This window comes from Methylobacterium sp. WL7 (assembly GCF_008040085.1).
Classification (GTDB): domain Bacteria; phylum Pseudomonadota; class Alphaproteobacteria; order Rhizobiales; family Beijerinckiaceae; genus Methylobacterium; species Methylobacterium mesophilicum.
In genome coordinates this window covers 19,505-36,156 of record NZ_VRVG01000051.1, presented here as the reverse complement: position 1 = coordinate 36,156, position 16,652 = coordinate 19,505, and the positions used below count along the sequence as shown (strand labels likewise).

Sequence of the window (16,652 nt, the reverse complement as noted above, 5' to 3'; positions counted from 1 at the left end):
CTCACGGCCGGCCCACCCTCCCCCGCAGTGGGGGGAGGGGAGGCGCCCGCTGGTCTCGGTCATAACAATCCGCCTCCGCCGAGCTTGGCCGAGGTCGTCGAAACGCTCAGCACCATCCCGAAGAAAGACCTGTCCCGCCACCTCGCCGAATGGCTCGACGCCCTCGACGAGACCGGGCGCTGGGCGCTCCTGAAGCTCGTTACCGGCAACCTGCGCGTCGGCGTCTCGGCGCGGCTCGCCAAGACCGCGGTCGGCGCGCTGGGCGGCCACGAGGCGGATGCCGTGGAGGAGGTCTGGCACGGGCTGACGCCGCCGTTCGAGACCCTGTTCGCCTGGGTCGAGGGGCGGGCCGAGCGGCCCGAGACCCTCAACCCGGCACCGTTCCGACCGCCGATGCTGTCGCATCCGATCGAGGAGGAGGCCGATCTCGAGAAGCTCGAAGCGGAGGCCTTTTCCGCCGAGTGGAAGTGGGACGGCATCCGTGTCCAGCTCGTCGGCGGGCGCGACCGGGCGGGCGTGCAGGTCGCGAAGGTCTATTCCCGCACCGGCGAGGACATCACCGGGGCGTTCCCCGACCTCGCCGAGGCGATCGGCTTCACGGGGACACTCGATGGCGAGTTACTGATCCTGCGCGAGCGCCGGGTCCAGAGCTTCAACGTCCTGCAGCAGCGCCTGAACCGGAAGGCCGTGACGGCCAAGCTCCTGGAAGAGTTCCCGGCCCATGTCCGGGCTTACGACCTCCTGACGCTGGACGGCGACGACCTGCGGGCCGAGCCGTTCGCGACCCGCCGGGAGAAGCTGGAGGCGCTGGTCACACGCCTCGACCACGCGCGGATCGACATCTCGCCGCTGGTCCCGTTCGCGGATTGGGAGGCGCTCGCCGCCGCCCGGGCCGATCCGGCCTCGGTGGGGGCCGGCGAGGACGCGGACGCGATCGAGGGCGTGATGCTCAAGCGCCGCAACAGCCCCTACCTGCCGGGCCGCCCAAAGGGCCCCTGGTGGAAGTGGAAGCGCGAGCCCCATGTCGTCGATGCCGTGATGATGTACGCGCAGCGCGGTCACGGGAAGCGCTCGTCGTTCTACTCGGACTACACGTTCGGGGTCTGGCGGGAGGCCCCCGAGGGGGGGGACGAGCTGGTGCCGGTGGGCAAGGCCTATCACGGCTTCACGGACGCGGAACTCGCCAAGCTCGACCGCTACGTCCGCAACAACACCACCAAGCGGTTCGGTCCGGTCCGCGAGGTCACCCATGGGCCTGAGGCCGGGCTCGTTTTGGAAATCGCCTTCGAGGGCGTCCAGCGCTCGACCCGGCACAAGTCCGGCGTGGCGATGCGCTTCCCCCGGGTCAGCCGGATCCGTTGGGACAAGCCCGCCGCCGAGGCCGACCGGATCGACGTGCTGGAGCGGATCCTGGCCCGCGGCGAGCGCGAGATCGCGCCCGGGGCAACGTTGATGGAGTCGGGGACATGAAGCAGGGGAAGATCGGTCCGGTCGAGCCGCTGGCCTCCGGCGCGGTGGAGCGCCATGCGAGCGGCCGCCTGACCATCGCGACTCCGGGACAGGGCTTCACGGACTTCACCGGCGCGGTCGCGGAGTTCGTGAGTGGCAGCGGGATCCGGGACGGGCTCGTCACGGTATTCTGCCGGCACACCTCGGCTTCCCTGACCATCCAGGAGAATGCCGACCCGGACGTGCAGACCGACCTGATGTCGGCCCTCGACGGCTTCGCGCCACGCGGCACGCCCTACGTCCACGGCGCCGAGGGGCCGGACGACATGCCGGCCCACATCCGCACGCTGGTCACCGATTCGGCCCTGAGCATCCCGCTGGTCGAGGGGCGTCTGGCCCTGGGCACCTGGCAGGGGATCTACCTGATCGAGCACCGCGACCGGCCGCATCGGCGGGAGATCGTCGTGAGCGTGATCGGCGCTTGAATCGGGGCGCTTGGTCCGGCGCACGCAGCAACATTCGCTGACACACCGCCGCTTAACCCTGCTGCGGGCAAAAACTTCTTGGGATCTGCTTCTGCGCCGGTCTCGCGAAGGGGGGACTCCGATGGGCTTGTTCGACGCGCTCTCGAATTCGGTGTCCGGCGCCTCGGCGCAGTCCCTGGCGCTCAACAACATCTCCGGGAACATCGCCAACACCCAGACCGCGGGATACAAGACCACCGAGACGAGTTTCGCCGACATGCTGGCCCAGACCACCGCCAAGGCGCAATCGAGCGGCGGCGTCGCGACCAGCACGCGCAACACCCTGGGGCTCCAGGGTACGATCCAGTCCACCGGGGTCGCGACCAACCTCGCCATCTCGGGGAACGGCTACTTCGTGGTCCGGTCGAACACCGGCACGCCGCAGAGTCCGAGCTTCACCGGCGAGACCGGCTATACCCGCCGCGGCGATTTCGACCCGGATGCGAACGGCTACCTGGTCAACGGCGCGGGTTATTACCTGTTCGCCGGCCCGGCGGCGACCGCGCCCGTACAGGTTCCAACCGGGACCGACACCCTGGCGAGCCTCACGGTCTCGCCCGCGGGCACCCTCACCGGTACGGGCGCGGACGGCGGCACCGTGCCGCTCGGCTCGTTGACGCTGGCGCAGTTCGGCGGACAGGACAACCTGACCTCCCTCGACGGCGGCACCTACGTGGCCAACGGCCAGTCCGGCGCGCCGAGCTTCGGGTTCGCGGGCGCGACCATCGCGGCCGGCTCGGTGGAGCAGTCGAATGCCGGCATCTCGGACCAGTTCTCGAAGATGATCGAGACCCAGCAGGCCTACACGGCCAACACGAAGGTCATGAGCGCCGCCGACCAGATGCTGCAGGACGCCATCGCGATGGATGTGTGAGGCTCGAGGGCGCGCCTTACAGGAACTTCAGCGGGTCGGTCTCGGGCGGGGGCGGGGCCACGTCGTTGCGGTTCCACCAGCCGCCGCCGAGCGCCACGAACAACGCCGCGCTGTCGCCGTACTGGGTGGCGCGGGCGGCCGCCGAGGTGACCAGCGCCGAGAGGTAGCCCTGCTGGGCGATCAGCACCTGCGTCGAGGTGACGGCGCCGGCCGTGTATTGCTTGCGGATCAGCCCGAGGCTCTGGTTGGTCGCGCTCACCGCGGCATCGGCGGCGGCCACCGCCTTGGCGTCGGCCTGGAGCGCCCGCAGGGCGTCCGCCACGTTCTGGAACGCGGTGATCACCGTCGCCTTGTACTGCGCCTGTGCCTGGGTCAGCGTCTCCTCCGCTGCCCGCTGGCGCCGGAACAGGGTGCCGGCGTCGAAGATCGGCGCCGTCGCCTGTCCGATGATCGTGAAGAACGCCGCGCCGGGATTGGCGACCTGGGCGAGCCGCACGGCGCTGGAACCGCCCGTGGCGGTCAGGCTGAATTGCGGCAGGCGGTTGGCCACGGCGACGCCGACGCTGGCGCTCGCCTGCTGCACCAGGGCCTCGGCCGCCTTCACGTCGGGGCGCTGCTGCACGAGGCGCGAGGGCAGGCTCACCGGCAGCTTGGTCGGCAGCCGCAGGGCCGACAGCTGGAAGGTCTCCGCGATCTCGTCGGAGGGCAGGCGCCCGGCCAGCGCCGTGAGGAGGTTGCGCTGCTGCGCCAGCTGCTTCTCGAGCGGCGGCAGCAATTGCTGCGACAGGGCCAGGGCGGCCTGCTGCTGGACCACGTCGGCCCCGGCGATCTGGCCGAGCGAGAGCTGCTTGTTGAACAGCTGCAGCACCTCGGTCTGCGCCTGGATCACCTTGCGGGTGGCGTCGATCTGCGCCCGCAGCGCCGCCTCTTGGATGGCGGCGGCGACGACGTTGCCGGTGAGGCTGAGATAGGCCGCCTCCAGCTGGAAGCGCTGGTTCTCGGTCGTCGCCTCCAGGGACTCGATCTGGCGCCGGTTCCCCCCGAACACGTCGGGATTGTACGCGACCACCGCCTGCGGGGTGGACAGGCTGTAGAGGTACCGGCTCTCGTTGTTGAGCGGCGATTGCAGGTCGAGGCCCGGCGCCAGGATGCCCTGCGCCTGCGGGGTGGCGGTCAGGCTCGGATAGAGCGTGCCCTTCTGGGCCAGCACGTTCTGCTGCGCGATCCGGAGCGAGGCCTGCGCGGCCTCCAGGGTCGGGTTGTTCGCCAGCGCCTGCTCGACCAGCTGGTTCAGCGCCTTCGAATGGAACAGCGTCCACCATTGGCCGGGAATGTCGGCGCCGGAAACGAAGCTCTGGTCCGCCGATCCGCCCTGGCGGGTGCGGATGTTGTCGGCGGCCGAGGGATTCTGGAGCGGCTCCCGGGTGTAGCGGCCGACCGGGGGCGCCTCGGGCGGCACGAAGTTCGGGCCGACCGCACAAGCCGACAGGGACAAAGCCGATAGGGACACGGCCGCCGCCAGCATGATGGCCGCACGACCGCACCGATTCGGCGCCAACGCCACCATCATGCCCCCGAAACCCCTCCCTCGGTAGAGCGTCCCCGCGGACGACCAAGTCAATCCGACGGTGCCGCGATCCTGTGCGCCGGAGCCGCGCTGTGGCGCCCGGGCCACGTGACGATGCCCGGCACGCGTCGCTCTCGCCCGGCTCATGCCGCCACCCGGTGCCCGGTCACGGCCCGCCCGTTCGGATTCGGGTGCCGCCGCGAGAACAGCGAGATCAGCACCGGCACCACCACCAGGATCAGGTTGGGCGCCAGGATGATGCCGCCGACCACCACCAGGGCCAGCGGCTTCTGCACCTGCGAGCCGATGCCCGTGGAGATCGCCGCCGGCAGCAGGCCGACGCAGGCGGCCACGCAGGTCATCATCACCGGGCGCATCCGCACGATCGCGGCGTTCCACACCGCGTCCTTGCGCTGCCAGCCCTCGTCGAGCAACTGGTTGTAATAGGCCAGGAGGATCACGCCCTCCATGGTCGAGATGCCGAACAGGGCGATGAAGCCGATCGCCGCCGAGATCGAGAACGGCGTGCCGGTCAGCGCCAGCGCGAAGATGCCGCCGATCATCGCCATCGGGATCACCGACAGGGTCAGCAGCATGTCCGCCACGGACGAGAAATTGATGAACAGCAGGAGCGCGATCAGCACCAGGGTGACCGGCACGACCAGGCTGAGCCGGGTCGCGGCGTCCTTCAGGTTGGTGAACTGCCCGACCCACTCCATCCGGTAGCCCGGCGGCAGGTCCACCGCCTCGGCGACCTTGCGCTGCGCCTCGATCACCGCGCTGCCGAGGTCGCGCCCGCGCACCGAGAACTTCACCGGGATGTAGCGCTCCTGGTCCTCGCGGTAGATGAACGAGGCGCCCGAGACGAGGTCGACGTCGGCGATCTCGGAGAGCGGCACCTGGATCACGCCGCCGTTAGGGTTCTGGGCCCCCACCGCGATGTTGCGGATGCCGGCCAGCGACGAGCGGTACTCCTTGGCCAGCCGCACCCGCATGGAGAAGTGCCGGTCGGAACCGTACTCGTAGAGGTCGCCCGCGGTCTGGCCGCCGATCGCCGCCTGGATCGTGGTGTTCACGTCGCCGATCGACAGGCCGTAGCGGGCGGCCTTGTGGCGGTCGACGTCGATCCGCACGGTCGGCTGGCCCAGCGATTCGAACACCGCAAGGTCGCTGATGCCGGGCACGGAGGCCAGCGCCGCCTTGACCGCGTTGGCGGTCTTGGTGAGCTGGGCGAGGTCGCTGCCGTAGATCTTGACCGAGTTCTCGCCCTTCACGCCCGAGGCGGCCTCCTGGACGTTGTCCTCGATATATTGCGAGAAGTTGAACTCGATCCCCGGAAACTCGGCTTCGAGCTTCTTGCTCAGGTCGTGGATCAGGCTGTCCTTGTCGAGGCCCTTGCGCCATTGGTCGATCGGCTTGAGCGGCGCCAGGATCTCGACGTTGAAGAACCCGGTGGCGTCGGTGCCGTCGTTGGGCCGGCCCTGGTGCGAGATCACCGTGACGACCTCCGGGACCTCCTGGAAGATCTTGCGCAGGCGCTGGACGTAGTCGTTGCCGGCCTCCAGCGAGATCGAGGACGGCATGGTGCCGCGCACGTAGAGGTTGCCCTCTTCGAGCCGGGGCAGGAATTCGAGTCCAAGGTTCCGGGCGGCCAGCCCCGAGGCCAGCAGCACCACCAGCATCACCGAGAGTGCCAGCACCCGGTTCTTGAGGCCGAAGGCCAGGATGCGCTCGTGCCCGGCGCGCAGGAACCGCACGATCAGGGTGTCGCGCTCCTCGAGCTTCTTCGGCAGGATCAGCGCCGAGAGGGCCGGCGAGACCGTGAACGTCGCCAGCAGGCCGCCGACCAGGGCGTAGGCGTAGGTCTTGGCCATCGGCCCGAAGATGTGACCCTCGACGCCGCTCATCGTGAACAGCGGCAGGAAGCCGACGATGATGATGATCGCCGAGAAGAAGATCGCCCGGTTCACCTCGACGCCGGCGATCGCGATGATGCCGAGCCGGCCTTCGAGCCCCCCTGGCGCCTCCTGACCCTCGGAATGCTCGGGCTCGGCGAGGTGCCGGAACACGTTCTCGACCATGATCACCGTCGCGTCGACGATCAGGCCGAAATCGATCGCGCCGAGTGACAGGAGGTTGGCCGAATCGCCCCGGACCACCAGGATCAGGATCGCGAAGCCGAGCGCGAACGGGATCGTGGCCGCCACGATGATCGCGCTGGTGAGCGACCCGAGGAACAACCACTGCACGATGAACACCAGCACCACCCCGAAGACGAGGTTGTGCATCACCGTATGGGTCGTGGTGTGGATCAGCCCCGACCGGTCGTAGATCCGCTCGATCTTCACGTCGGGCGGCAGGATCGTCGAGGCGTTGATCTTGTCGATCTCCGCCTCGACCCGCTGCAGCGTCGGCAGGCTCTGGCCGCCGCGGCTCATCAGAACGATGCCCTCGACCACGTCGGACTGGTCGTCGTGGCCGACGATGCCGAGCCGCGGGGCGTTCGACACGCGCACCTCCGCCACGTCCCGCACCAGCACCGGCGTGCCGTTGACGAGGCTGATCATCGTGTCCCGGATGTCGTCCATGTCGCGGATCAGGCCGATGCCGCGCACCACCGCGGATTGCTGGCCGACATTCAGGGTCTGCCCGCCGACGTTGATCGAGGCGTTGTTCAGCGCCGTGGTCAGCTGGACCAGGGTCAGGCCCTGGGCCTGGAGGCGGTTCAGGTCGACCGCGACCTCGTATTCCTTGGCCTTGCCGCCGAACGCGGTCACGTCGGTGACGCCCGGGATCGCCTTGAACCGCCGCTGCAGCACCCAATCCTGCAGGGTCTTCATGTCCATGGGCGAGTAGCCCGCCGGGCCGACCAGCTTGTAGCGCATGATCTCGCCCACCGGGCTCGTCGGCGAGATCTGCGGCGTGGCGCCGTTGGGCAGGGCCGGGGCCTGCGACAGGCGGTTGAGCACCCGCTGCAGCGCCTGTTCGTACGTGTACTCGTAGTTGAACTGGACCTTCACGTCGGACAGGCCGAACAGCGAGATCGTGCGCACCACCTGAGCGTTGGGGATGCCGGCGAGCGCCACCTCCAGGGGGATGGTGATGTAGCGCTCGATCTCGTCGGCGGATTGTCCCGGGTTCTGGGTGATCACGTCGACGAGCGGCGGCACCGGGTCGGGATAGGCCTCGATGTTGAGCTGGGTATAGGCGCCGTAGCCGATGCCGAGCATCACCACGAACAGCAGCACGACCAGCACGCGCTGGCGCAGCGAGAAGACGATCAGGCTGTTCATCGCCCGGGTTCCCGCTCAGGACGCCTTGTCGCCGGTGGCCGCCCGGTCGATGAACAGGGCCCCCCGGGTCACGATCTGCTCGCCCGCATGCAGGCCGTCGACGACCTGGGCGCTGTCGCCGTTGATCACGCCGAGCTTGATGTCGCGCGCCTCGACGGCGCCGTCCTGGCGGGCCACCCAGACATGGGTGCGGTCGCCCTCGTACACGATCGCGGCGACCGGCACGCTCGGGCTCGGCTCGCCCTTGCCGGTGATGATCGTGTAGGTGGCGAACATCTCCGGACGCAGCACCCGGTCCGGGTTGTCGACCTCGCTGCGCACCGCGAGTCGCCGCGTCGCCGGGTCCAGGCTTGCGGCCATGTAGTTGACCCGGGCCTTGAACACCCGCGCCCCGAAGCCCGCCACCTTCGCCTCGACCTCCTGGCCGATGCGGATCTTCGGGATCTCGCTCTCGCGCACGTTGGCGACGAGCCACACCGTGGACAGGTCGCCGATCACGAAGACCGGGTCGCTGGAGGCGGAGAGGAACTGCCCGGTGCCGACCTTGCGCTGGACGATGGTGCCGGCGATCGGCGCCCGGATCTGGGTCTCGGGGCTGAGGCGGCCGTTCTTCTCGTAGGCGACGATCTCGGCGTCGGACTTGCCCAGGAGCCGCAGCCGGTTCCGCACGGCGTCCAGGGACGCCTCCGCGGTCTTCAGGTCGCTCTGGGCGGCGATGACGTCGTTCTGCGCGGACTGGTAGTCCTTCAGCGCCACCGCGTGGGCCTGGAACAGTTCCTGCTGGCGCGCCGCGATGGTCTGGTCGAGCTTCAGCAGGGCCTGCTGCTTCTGGAGATTGTTCAGGGCGGCCTGATAGTCGTTCTGCGCCTGGACCATATCGGTGGCCTCCAGCGTCAGCAGCACGTCGCCGGCCTTCACGTCGTCGCCCGCCCGGGCCAGCACCTTGGTCACCCGACCCGCGTAGGGCGAGACCACCGGCACGTTGTCGTCGTCGTTGAGCGCGATGCGCCCCTCCGCGGAGCCCTCGGGGCGGAACACCTGGGTCGCCACGGGCAGGATCTCGAACGCGGCGCGCTGTTCCTTGCTCGGCCGGAACACCCGCTCCACCGTCCCGGCCTTCTCGGCCTCGATCCCCGCATCCGGGTTGCCCGATCCGAACAGCCCGGCGACGACGCCCGAGACGGCCTCGCGGGCGCGGTCCGAGACGGCCAGCGCCAGCCCGCCCGCGACCGCGACCAGCACGACGACGATCAGGGGCCAGGGCGTGCGGCGCCGGCGCGCGGATGCGGCGCGGGCCTCATCCTGGTCCAGAGGATTGCGGGCGTCCATGCGGTTGGTCTTCTGGGGCCGGGCGAGGGACCGGGATGGCGATGAGGACAGGCTTCGGCCCAGACCCCGGCCGTTTCATGGTGATCGGAGTCGCTTGTCGAGGCGTGCCGTCCGGGCGGACCCGAACTGCACCATGTGCCTAGAGCAAAGCTTGGCTGATCCGCAATCGATCGGGGGGCCGGGTCGCGAAACCGTGTGGCTCCGTCTTCCTTCGCCGGGATTTGTTACAATATGACAACGCTCCCGGGCCACAAGCCCGATCCATCCCGCAGATCCGATCGAAGAATCCGCCATGACCGACATGAGTTCTGCTTCCGCCCCATCGGGTTCTGCCGCCGGCAAGATCCCGGTCACCGTGCTCACCGGCTATCTCGGCGCCGGCAAGACCACGCTGCTCAACCGGATCCTTACGGAAAACCATGGCAAGCGTTACGCCGTGATCGTCAACGAGTTCGGCGAGATCGGTATCGACAACGACCTCGTCGTCGGCGCAGACGAGGAAGTGTTCGAGATGAACAACGGCTGCGTCTGCTGCACCGTGCGCGGCGACCTGATCCGGATCATGGACGGCCTGGTGAAGCGGCGGGGCAAGTTCGACGCGATCATCGTCGAGACAACCGGGCTGGCCGACCCGGCCCCGGTCGCCCAGACCTTCTTCGTCGATCAGGATGTCGGCGACGCCGCCCGCCTCGACGCCGTGGTGACGGTGGCGGACGCCAAGTGGCTGTCCGATCGCCTGAAGGATGCCCCGGAGGCGAAGAACCAGATCGCGTTCGCCGACGTGATCCTGCTCAACAAGAGCGACCTCGTCTCGCCGGAGGATCTGGACCGGGTGGAAGCCGAGATCCGCGGCATCAACCCGCTGGCCAAGCTCCACCGCACCCAGAACTGCGCCGTGCCCCTGGAGGCCGTGCTGGAGCGCAACGCGTTCGACCTCGACCGCATTCTCGAGGTGGAGCCGGATTTCCTGGAGGCGGGCCACCATCACCATCACGATTCCGAGATCCAGTCGGTCTCGGCCAAGATCGACGGCGAGGTCGATCCGGAGAAGTTCATGCCCTGGATCTCGAACCTGACCCAGGTGCAGGGGCCGGACATCCTGCGCTGCAAGGGCATCGTGGCCTTTCCTAACGAGCCGAAGCGCTTCGTTTTCCAGGGCGTGCACATGATCCTCGACGGCGACGTCCAGGGGGATTGGCGCCCGGACGAGAAGCGGGTCTCCCGGGTGGTGTTCATCGGCCGCAACCTCGATCCGGTGGCGATTCGCCAGGAATTCGAAGCCTGCCGGGCCTGATCGAGGGCGGCCCGGCTGGTCCCGGGCGGCGGGTCGCCGGCGCGTCGCGGTTCCGCGCCGTCGGCGGCCTCGGGTTGCCGGCGCAGCGTTCACAGGTACTTGTATAGCGACCGATTGTCGGAGCGATTGTCCTCGATATAGCGTATCTACCTGGCTCGATATCGACGCGGGGGGATTTCGCTATGGTACGTCTACTTCTGACCGCCACCATACTTGCTGGCGGCGCCGCAGCGCTCGTCACGCCGGCCGCAGCCCTGTCCACCAAGGATTGCTCGACCAAGTATCAGGCCGCCAAGCAGGCCGGGACGCTCAACGGCCAGAAATGGAACGACTTCCGCAAGGCGGAATGCGGGGCCGAGGCGACGAACACAACGGCCAACACGGTGCCGAACCCCGTGGCACCCGGTGCGACGAAGCCCGCGGCCCCGGCTCCCGCGCCGCAAGCCCCGGCCGCAAGGCCGACGGCGGCCCCGGCCGGGACGGCCGCCTATCCCTCCGCCGTCGATCCGAAATACGCGAGCGAATCCGCCGGGAAGGCGCGGATGCATACCTGCCTCGACAGCTACAACGCGGCCAAAGCCGCCGGGACGCTGGGCGACGCGAAATGGATCCAGAAGGGTGGCGGCTACTACTCGGTCTGCAACAAGCGGCTGAAGGGCTGACGCAACCCGCGACCCGGGACGGGCTCGCCCGGAGGCGAAGCCCATTCTCAACCATTGGATGGCATGGTTGCCGGATGTGCGGGCCCGCGTAACCGGCCCGCGGAGTCCGCGTATCCATGGCTCAGACAGCAGCGCCCGCAATCCCGGTCCCGTCGGGATTGCCCGCCGGGATCCCGCTCCTCGGGGTCATCCGGGGGCTGGCCAAGGCGCTGTTTGCCGCCTTCATCTTCTTCGCCTGCTTCGCGTTCTCGGAAACCTCGCCCTACGACGCGGTGGCGATCCCCACGATCCTGCTGTGGTTCTGCCTCGGCGTGCGCCTGCACCGTGGGGCGGTGCCGCTGCTCGCGCTGCTGCTGCTCTACCTGGTGGCGATCGTCTCGGCGCTGTTCCCGTACCTGAACGAGGAGTTCCCGGTCACCTGGACGATCCAGCTGATCTACCTCGTGATCACCTGCATGTTTTTCGCGATGTTCTTCTCGGAGGACACGCACGCCCGCATGGAGCTGGCGCTCAAGGCCTACACGGTGAGCTGCGTGTTCTCGGCGGCGCTGGGCATCGTCGGCTACCTGCAATGGCTCGGCATCGAGGACCTGTTCTACAAGTACGACCGGGCGTCGGGCACCTTCCAGGACCCGAACGTGTTCGGCTCGTTCCTGACGCTCGGCGCGCTGTACCTGATGCACGGCCTGCTCACCGGCAGCGCCCGGCGCCCGCTCGTATCGCTGGCCGGCCTGCTGATCATCATGGCCGGCATCTTCCTGTCGTTCTCGCGCGGCTCCTGGGGCGGCAGCGTCGTCGCCGTGCTGCTGATGGTCGGCTCGGTCTATGCCGGCAGCGGCTCCGTCCGGCTGCGCCGCCGCATCGTGCTCCTGACGCTGGCCACCTTGGTGCTCGCGACGATCGCGGTGATCGGCCTCCTGTCGGTCGAGCACGTCCACAAGATGTTCGAGACCCGGGCGGCCCTGACCCAGGACTACGACCAGGGCGAGACCGGCCGTTTCGGCAACCAGGTCCGCGGGTTGGCGATGCTGCTGGAGCGCCCGTTCGGGATGGGGCCGATGCACTGGCGGCTGGTCTTCGGTCTCGAGCCGCACAACTCCTATATCGGGTCCTTCGCCAACGGCGGCTGGCTCGGCGGGGTGGTGTTCCTCGGCCTGGTCCTGGCCACCAGCTTCGTGGGCTTCCGCCTGCTGGTGCGGCCATCGCCGGTCCGGGCACATGCCCAGATCGTCTGGCCGGCCCTGCTGATGTTCTTCCTCCAGGCGTTCCAGATCGACATCGAGAAGTGGCGCCACGTCTACATGATGCTCGGCATGGTCTGGGCGCTCGAAGCCGCGCGGTTACGCATGCCCCGGATCGGCGACATCGGCAGCCCGCGTGATCGCACCGGGATCGCGCGCGGCGTCAGGCCCGCTTGAAACACGGTCGCAGCCGGGTCATCGCTCCTGCGAGGACGCTGGCGATTGCCGAACGGCATATCCGCTCCCGGAGACGGTCGGTGACAGCACACCCGGACGATGAGGCGGCGCGGCTCGCGGCCCTGGACGCCCTCGGCATCGTCGGCACCCCGCCCGAGCCGCATTTCGACGCCGTCTGCCGTACCGCCTGCCGCCTGTTCGGCGTGCGCAGCGCCTTCGTCGGGTTCCTCGGCGACACCCAGCAATGGCTGAAGACGCCCTGCGCCGACGTGCCGACGACGATTTCGCGGGACCAGAGCCTCTGCCAGCACACGATCCGCAGCGACGCCATGCTGATCGTACCCGATGCCCAGGCCGATCCGCGGTTCCGCGATCTCGCCCCGGTCGCTGTCCCGGACGGGATCCGGTTCTATGCCGGCATCCCCTTGAGCCTGGCGCCGGGACTCCGGATCGGCACGTTCTGCCTGATCGACCCGGAGCCCCGGGACGGGCTCTCGGAGGCGGATGCGGCGGCGTTCCGGGATCTCGCCGAGATCGTGATCGCCCATCTGCGGCTCACCGAGGCCGATGTCCGGCGCAGCCACGAAATCGCGCAGGCCGCGATCCGCGAGGCCCTGATCCGGGAGCAGCACCGCGAGATCAACGCCCGGTCCGAGGCCCAGGCGGCGGCCAACCACCAGCTGACCATGGCCGAGCAGCTCGCCAGCGTCGGCAATTGGCGCGTGGACCTCGCCGAAGGCCAGCCGGTCTGGTCGGAGAGCCTGTACGCCATCGCCGGCCGCGATCCGCGGAAGCCGGCGCCGCCGCTCGCCGCCTTCTCGCAGGTCTACCACCCCGACGACCGCGAGCGGTTGGAGGGCATCGTCGCGGATGCCATCGCCCGGGGTGCGAGCTTCGACTTCGAGGCGCGCCTGCTGCGGCCCGACGGCGAAGTGCGCGACGTGGTCGTGCGCGGCGTCTGCCGCGGCGATCGGCCTGTGACCGGCCTGATCGGCGTGCTCATCGACGTGACCGAGCGGCGCCGCGCCGAGGACGACGTCCGCCGCAGCGAGCTGCGCTACCGCGGTCTCGCCGAGACCCTGCCGCTGCTGATCTGGACCATGCGGGTCGGCGACGGCCAGGCGACCTACGCCAACGCTCAGTTCCACGCCTATTACGGGCCGATCGGGCTGGAGCGCGTGGATCGCCTCGCCCGCAACCACCCGGAAGATGCCGCCGCCATGGAGGCGGCCTGGCAGCAGGCGATCGAGACCGGGATCGGCTACGGCGGCCAGTGGCGGATCCGGCGGCACGACGGTGCCTACCGGTGGCACAAGATCTCCCTGATCCCGATCTACCTCGATCCCGACGACGGCAAGGTCGTGGAGTGGCTCGGCACCGCCCTCGACGTCGACGACATCGTCACGGCGCGGCTCGCCGTCGAGGAGGCGCGGGGGCTCCTGGGGATCGCCCTCGACGCCGCCGACGCGGGCACCTGGGACTGGGACATGCGCACGGGGTTCGCCACCCTGAGCCCCGAGAGCGCGCGCATGCACGGCCTGCCCGATACCGGCCGGGCGCACACGATGGCCGCGGCCGACTGGACCGCCCTGGTCCACGCCGAGGATGTCGGCGACGTCTGGAACGAGATCCGCCGCGCCGTGGAATCGTCCTCCGCCTACGTCGCCGAGTTCCGGGTGGGCGAGCGCTGGATCTACGCGCGCGGGCGCACCCTGTTCGGTCCCGAGGGCCAGCCGCAGCGCATGGTCGGGCTCCACCTCGACATCTCCGAGCGCAAGGCCGCCGAGGCCGCCCTGCGGGAAGCCACGCGGGACGCGGAGGCCGCGCGGACCGACGCCGAGCGGGCGAGCGCGGCCAAGAGCGAGTTCCTGGCCGCGATGAGCCACGAGATCCGCACGCCGCTCAACGGCATCCTGGGTTACGCCGACCTGCTCCTCGACGAGAGCGCGATCCGCGACGAGGACCGGCGGCGGCTGGAACTGATCCACAGTTCCGGGGCGGCCCTCCTCACCGTGGTCAACGACATCCTCGACTTCTCGAAGATCGAGGCCGGCGAGCTGACCCTCGACCCGGTCGGGTTCCCGCTGGCCGCGCTCGTGGACAGCACGGTCTCGATCGTGCGCGGCAGTGCGCTCCGGAGCGGATTGCGGATCGAGGCCGAGATCGACCCGGCGCTTCCGCGCGTCGTGGTCGGCGATCCCGGCCGCCTGCGGCAGGTGCTGCTCAACCTGCTCAACAACGCGGTTAAGTTCACCCCCGAGGGCTCGGTGATCGTGACCGTGCGCCGGGAGGGCGAGGGTATCGCGCCCGAGGGCGGTCCCGGCGACGTGGTCCGGTTCGCCGTCACCGATACCGGGATCGGCATCGCGCCGGCGCAGCAGGAGCGCCTGTTCAAGCGCTTCAGCCAGGTCGACGGCTCGATCAGCCGGCGCTTCGGCGGCACCGGCCTCGGCCTCGCGATCTCGCGGCACCTCGTCACGCTGATGGGCGGCGAGATCGGCATGGACAGCCGGGAGGGGGCGGGCTCGACCTTCTGGTTCCGCCTGGTGCTGCCGCGCAGCAATGAGGCCGTCGACGCGCTCCGCCTCGGGACGGCGCCGTCGCCGCCGCGCCCGGCGGGCGAATCCCGGCCGCCTCCGGATGGGCCGTCGCTGCGACTGCTCCTGGTCGAGGACGTGCCGCTCAACCAGGAACTCGCCTGCGCCGTCCTGGAATCGCAGGGCTACACCGTCGAGGTCGCCGGCGATGGCGGCGAGGCGATCACGGCCGTCGGCCTGTCGGTGGCCGAGGGGCGCCCGTACGATCTGGTGCTGATGGACGTGCAGATGCCCGGCGTCGACGGGCTCACCGCCACGCGGCGGATCCGCGCCCTGGCGCCGCCGGCCTGCGACGTCCCGATCGTGGCGATGACCGCCAACGTCCTGCCGGATCAGGTCGCGGAGCTGCGCGAGGCCGGGATGGACGATCATGTCGGCAAGCCGTTCCGCCGGGCCGACCTGTTCGCCACGATCAGCCGCTGGACCGCCCCCGGGGCCCGCCGCCGGGCCCGCCAGGAAACGCCCCGGCGCAATGTTGCCGTCGATCCCGCGGTGCTCGACGCCGCGGTGCTCGCCGAGATGGAGACGAGTTTCGGTACGGATCAGGTCGGCGGGCTGCTGGATCTGCTTGCCAACGAGCTGTCCGAGCGCTTCCGCCCGAGCGAGACCGACCGCCTCCAGATCGCCCACGACGCCCACGCCATGGTGGCGGCGGCCGGGCTCCTCGGTTTCGTCGGGCTGTCGAGCCTGTGCCGCGAGGTCGAGGCCGCCGCCCATGCGGGCGCCGACCTCGTGCCGCTGATCCGGCGCCTGGAGGTGCAGCGGGCCACGACCCTCCGGGCGATCCGCCAATTGCGGGCGGCGTGAACCGGTTCTACGGCTCCTCGGCGTCCGATAGCGGATCGCCGGTCCAAGTGGTCGCGAAGGCCGCGAGCTGGCGGGCATCCGCGAAGGCGGCCACGCTCACGTCGCGCTCGGCCGGCATTGCCCCCGGATAGGGGGCGAGCAGGACCCGCACCCGGGCGAGGCGGCCGCCCGGGGCGTTCGCGTCGATCCAGGCCTGCGCCTCGGGGGTTAGGCGATCCGGGCCGTCGAGGGCGCGGGCGTCGGCGCGCAGCACGACCACGTAGGTGCCGAGGCTCGGATCGGCCTGCTGCACCGCTTTGACGATATCGATCACGGGCTCTCCGCAAAGTCGTTGATCTGAACCTGGGCCTGCGCCGGGGTGAAGTTCGGGATGTCGGCGAAGATCTCCTCGCCGTGGGCCGCCACGGCCTTCTTGAACGCGTCGGCCGACTCGAAGGTCAGCAGCGCCATCACCTGGAACGGGGCCGGGCCGCCGTCCGGGGTGCCGGCACCCTTGACCACCTTCGCTTCGTGGAGGCCCAGCGACGACCAGCGCTCGCGCACCAGCGGCATGTGGTGCCCGAGATAGTAGCCCATGTCGAAGTTCGGGCCGGTCGGATACATCACGCTCACGAGGATCATAGGGCGTCCTTCCTGTTGCGGCCCCCGTGTCGCCGGGGTGCCGGTGGATCCGGGCGCATCATTCCGAGCGGGCGATGCCGGCTTTCGGAAAACGATGATGCCGTGTTGACGGCTTAGAGCATGTTCCGACGACGTTGGCGCCGGTTCGGCTGAGAAAATGCGGCCCCCCTCGAATACCCGCGCGAAATTCATCTGCCCGTGAACGGCTTTTGCTCCG

The 16,652-nt window shown here is 69.5% G+C and carries 12 protein-coding genes; 7 read left to right on the top strand and 5 right to left on the bottom strand.

Translation table 11 applies throughout. The features are described from left to right. The 3 genes from FV233_RS14890 to FV233_RS14880 all read left to right on the top strand — a co-directional run. A partial coding sequence (locus FV233_RS14890; RefSeq protein WP_147897906.1) for a cisplatin damage response ATP-dependent DNA ligase occupies positions 1-1,470 on the top strand: 1,470 nt, incomplete at its 5' end. Beyond that, positions 1,467-1,934, top strand: coding sequence for a secondary thiamine-phosphate synthase enzyme YjbQ (locus FV233_RS14885; RefSeq protein WP_147854637.1), 468 nt, complete (start codon positions 1,467-1,469; stop codon positions 1,932-1,934). The genes FV233_RS14890 and FV233_RS14885, both read left to right, overlap by 4 nt. Before the next feature lie 121 nt (positions 1,935-2,055). After that, positions 2,056-2,847 (top strand): flagellar hook basal-body protein, encoded by a 792-nt coding sequence (locus FV233_RS14880; RefSeq protein ID WP_147854638.1) that lies wholly within the window; start codon positions 2,056-2,058, stop codon positions 2,845-2,847. 16 nt (positions 2,848-2,863) lie between these two features. On the opposite strand, the gene FV233_RS14875 is transcribed toward FV233_RS14880, so the two are convergent. From FV233_RS14875 to FV233_RS14865, 3 genes are all read right to left on the bottom strand, one after another. Then, the gene (locus FV233_RS14875) at positions 2,864-4,372 is read right to left on the bottom strand and encodes an efflux transporter outer membrane subunit (RefSeq protein ID WP_238260138.1); all 1,509 of its coding nucleotides are present in this window, start codon (positions 4,370-4,372) and stop codon (positions 2,864-2,866) included. A gap of 185 nt (positions 4,373-4,557) precedes the next feature. Continuing rightward, positions 4,558-7,707, bottom strand: a complete 3,150-nt coding sequence (locus tag FV233_RS14870; RefSeq protein WP_147854639.1) for a CusA/CzcA family heavy metal efflux RND transporter — start codon at positions 7,705-7,707, stop codon at positions 4,558-4,560. A gap of 15 nt (positions 7,708-7,722) precedes the next feature. Continuing rightward, positions 7,723-9,036: an efflux RND transporter periplasmic adaptor subunit gene (locus FV233_RS14865; protein ID WP_147854640.1), complete on the bottom strand. Its 1,314-nt coding sequence runs from the start codon at positions 9,034-9,036 to the stop codon at positions 7,723-7,725. A 292-nt stretch (positions 9,037-9,328) separates the two neighbouring features. On the opposite strand from FV233_RS14865, the gene FV233_RS14860 reads away from it, so the two are divergent. From FV233_RS14860 to FV233_RS14845, 4 genes are all read left to right on the top strand, one after another. After that, on the top strand, positions 9,329-10,330 hold the full coding sequence (locus tag FV233_RS14860) for a GTP-binding protein (RefSeq protein ID WP_147854641.1): 1,002 nt from the start codon (positions 9,329-9,331) through the stop codon (positions 10,328-10,330). A gap of 182 nt (positions 10,331-10,512) precedes the next feature. Continuing rightward, entirely contained in the window at positions 10,513-10,992 is a 480-nt protein-coding gene (locus FV233_RS14855) for a hypothetical protein (protein ID WP_147897905.1), read from the top strand. A gap of 116 nt (positions 10,993-11,108) precedes the next feature. Beyond that, positions 11,109-12,410 (top strand): O-antigen ligase family protein, encoded by a 1,302-nt coding sequence (locus FV233_RS14850; protein ID WP_246689990.1) that lies wholly within the window; start codon positions 11,109-11,111, stop codon positions 12,408-12,410. A gap of 80 nt (positions 12,411-12,490) precedes the next feature. Further along, entirely contained in the window at positions 12,491-15,814 is a 3,324-nt protein-coding gene (locus FV233_RS14845; protein WP_147897904.1) for a GAF domain-containing hybrid sensor histidine kinase/response regulator, read from the top strand. A 7-nt stretch (positions 15,815-15,821) separates the two neighbouring features. Here the strand turns inward: FV233_RS14845 and FV233_RS14840 are convergent, their stop codons facing one another. Both FV233_RS14840 and FV233_RS14835 read right to left on the bottom strand, forming a co-directional pair. Beyond that, on the bottom strand, positions 15,822-16,127 hold the full coding sequence (locus FV233_RS14840; RefSeq protein ID WP_147854438.1) for a hypothetical protein: 306 nt from the start codon (positions 16,125-16,127) through the stop codon (positions 15,822-15,824). After that, positions 16,124-16,435, bottom strand: coding sequence for an EthD family reductase (locus FV233_RS14835; protein ID WP_147854437.1), 312 nt, complete (start codon positions 16,433-16,435; stop codon positions 16,124-16,126). Before FV233_RS14835 ends, FV233_RS14840 begins: the two co-directional genes overlap by 4 nt. Between the last annotated feature and the right edge of the window lie 217 nt (positions 16,436-16,652).

What these genes read in the sequence shown, in the direction of transcription:
- FV233_RS14860 (WP_147854641.1), top strand. Translation starts at nt 9,329, where the DNA reads ATGACCGACATGAGTTCTGCTTCCGCCCCATCGGGTTCTGCCGCCGGC.
- FV233_RS14875 (WP_238260138.1), bottom strand. Translation starts at nt 4,372, where the DNA reads ATGCTGGCGGCGGCCGTGTCCCTATCGGCTTTGTCCCTGTCGGCTTGT.
- FV233_RS14865 (WP_147854640.1), bottom strand. Translation starts at nt 9,036, where the DNA reads ATGGACGCCCGCAATCCTCTGGACCAGGATGAGGCCCGCGCCGCATCC.
- FV233_RS14880 (WP_147854638.1), top strand. Translation starts at nt 2,056, where the DNA reads ATGGGCTTGTTCGACGCGCTCTCGAATTCGGTGTCCGGCGCCTCGGCG.
- FV233_RS14835 (WP_147854437.1), bottom strand. Translation starts at nt 16,435, where the DNA reads ATGATCCTCGTGAGCGTGATGTATCCGACCGGCCCGAACTTCGACATG.
- FV233_RS14850 (WP_246689990.1), top strand. Translation starts at nt 11,109, where the DNA reads ATGGCTCAGACAGCAGCGCCCGCAATCCCGGTCCCGTCGGGATTGCCC.
- FV233_RS14885 (WP_147854637.1), top strand. Translation starts at nt 1,467, where the DNA reads ATGAAGCAGGGGAAGATCGGTCCGGTCGAGCCGCTGGCCTCCGGCGCG.
- FV233_RS14870 (WP_147854639.1), bottom strand. Translation starts at nt 7,707, where the DNA reads ATGAACAGCCTGATCGTCTTCTCGCTGCGCCAGCGCGTGCTGGTCGTG.
- FV233_RS14855 (WP_147897905.1), top strand. Translation starts at nt 10,513, where the DNA reads ATGGTACGTCTACTTCTGACCGCCACCATACTTGCTGGCGGCGCCGCA.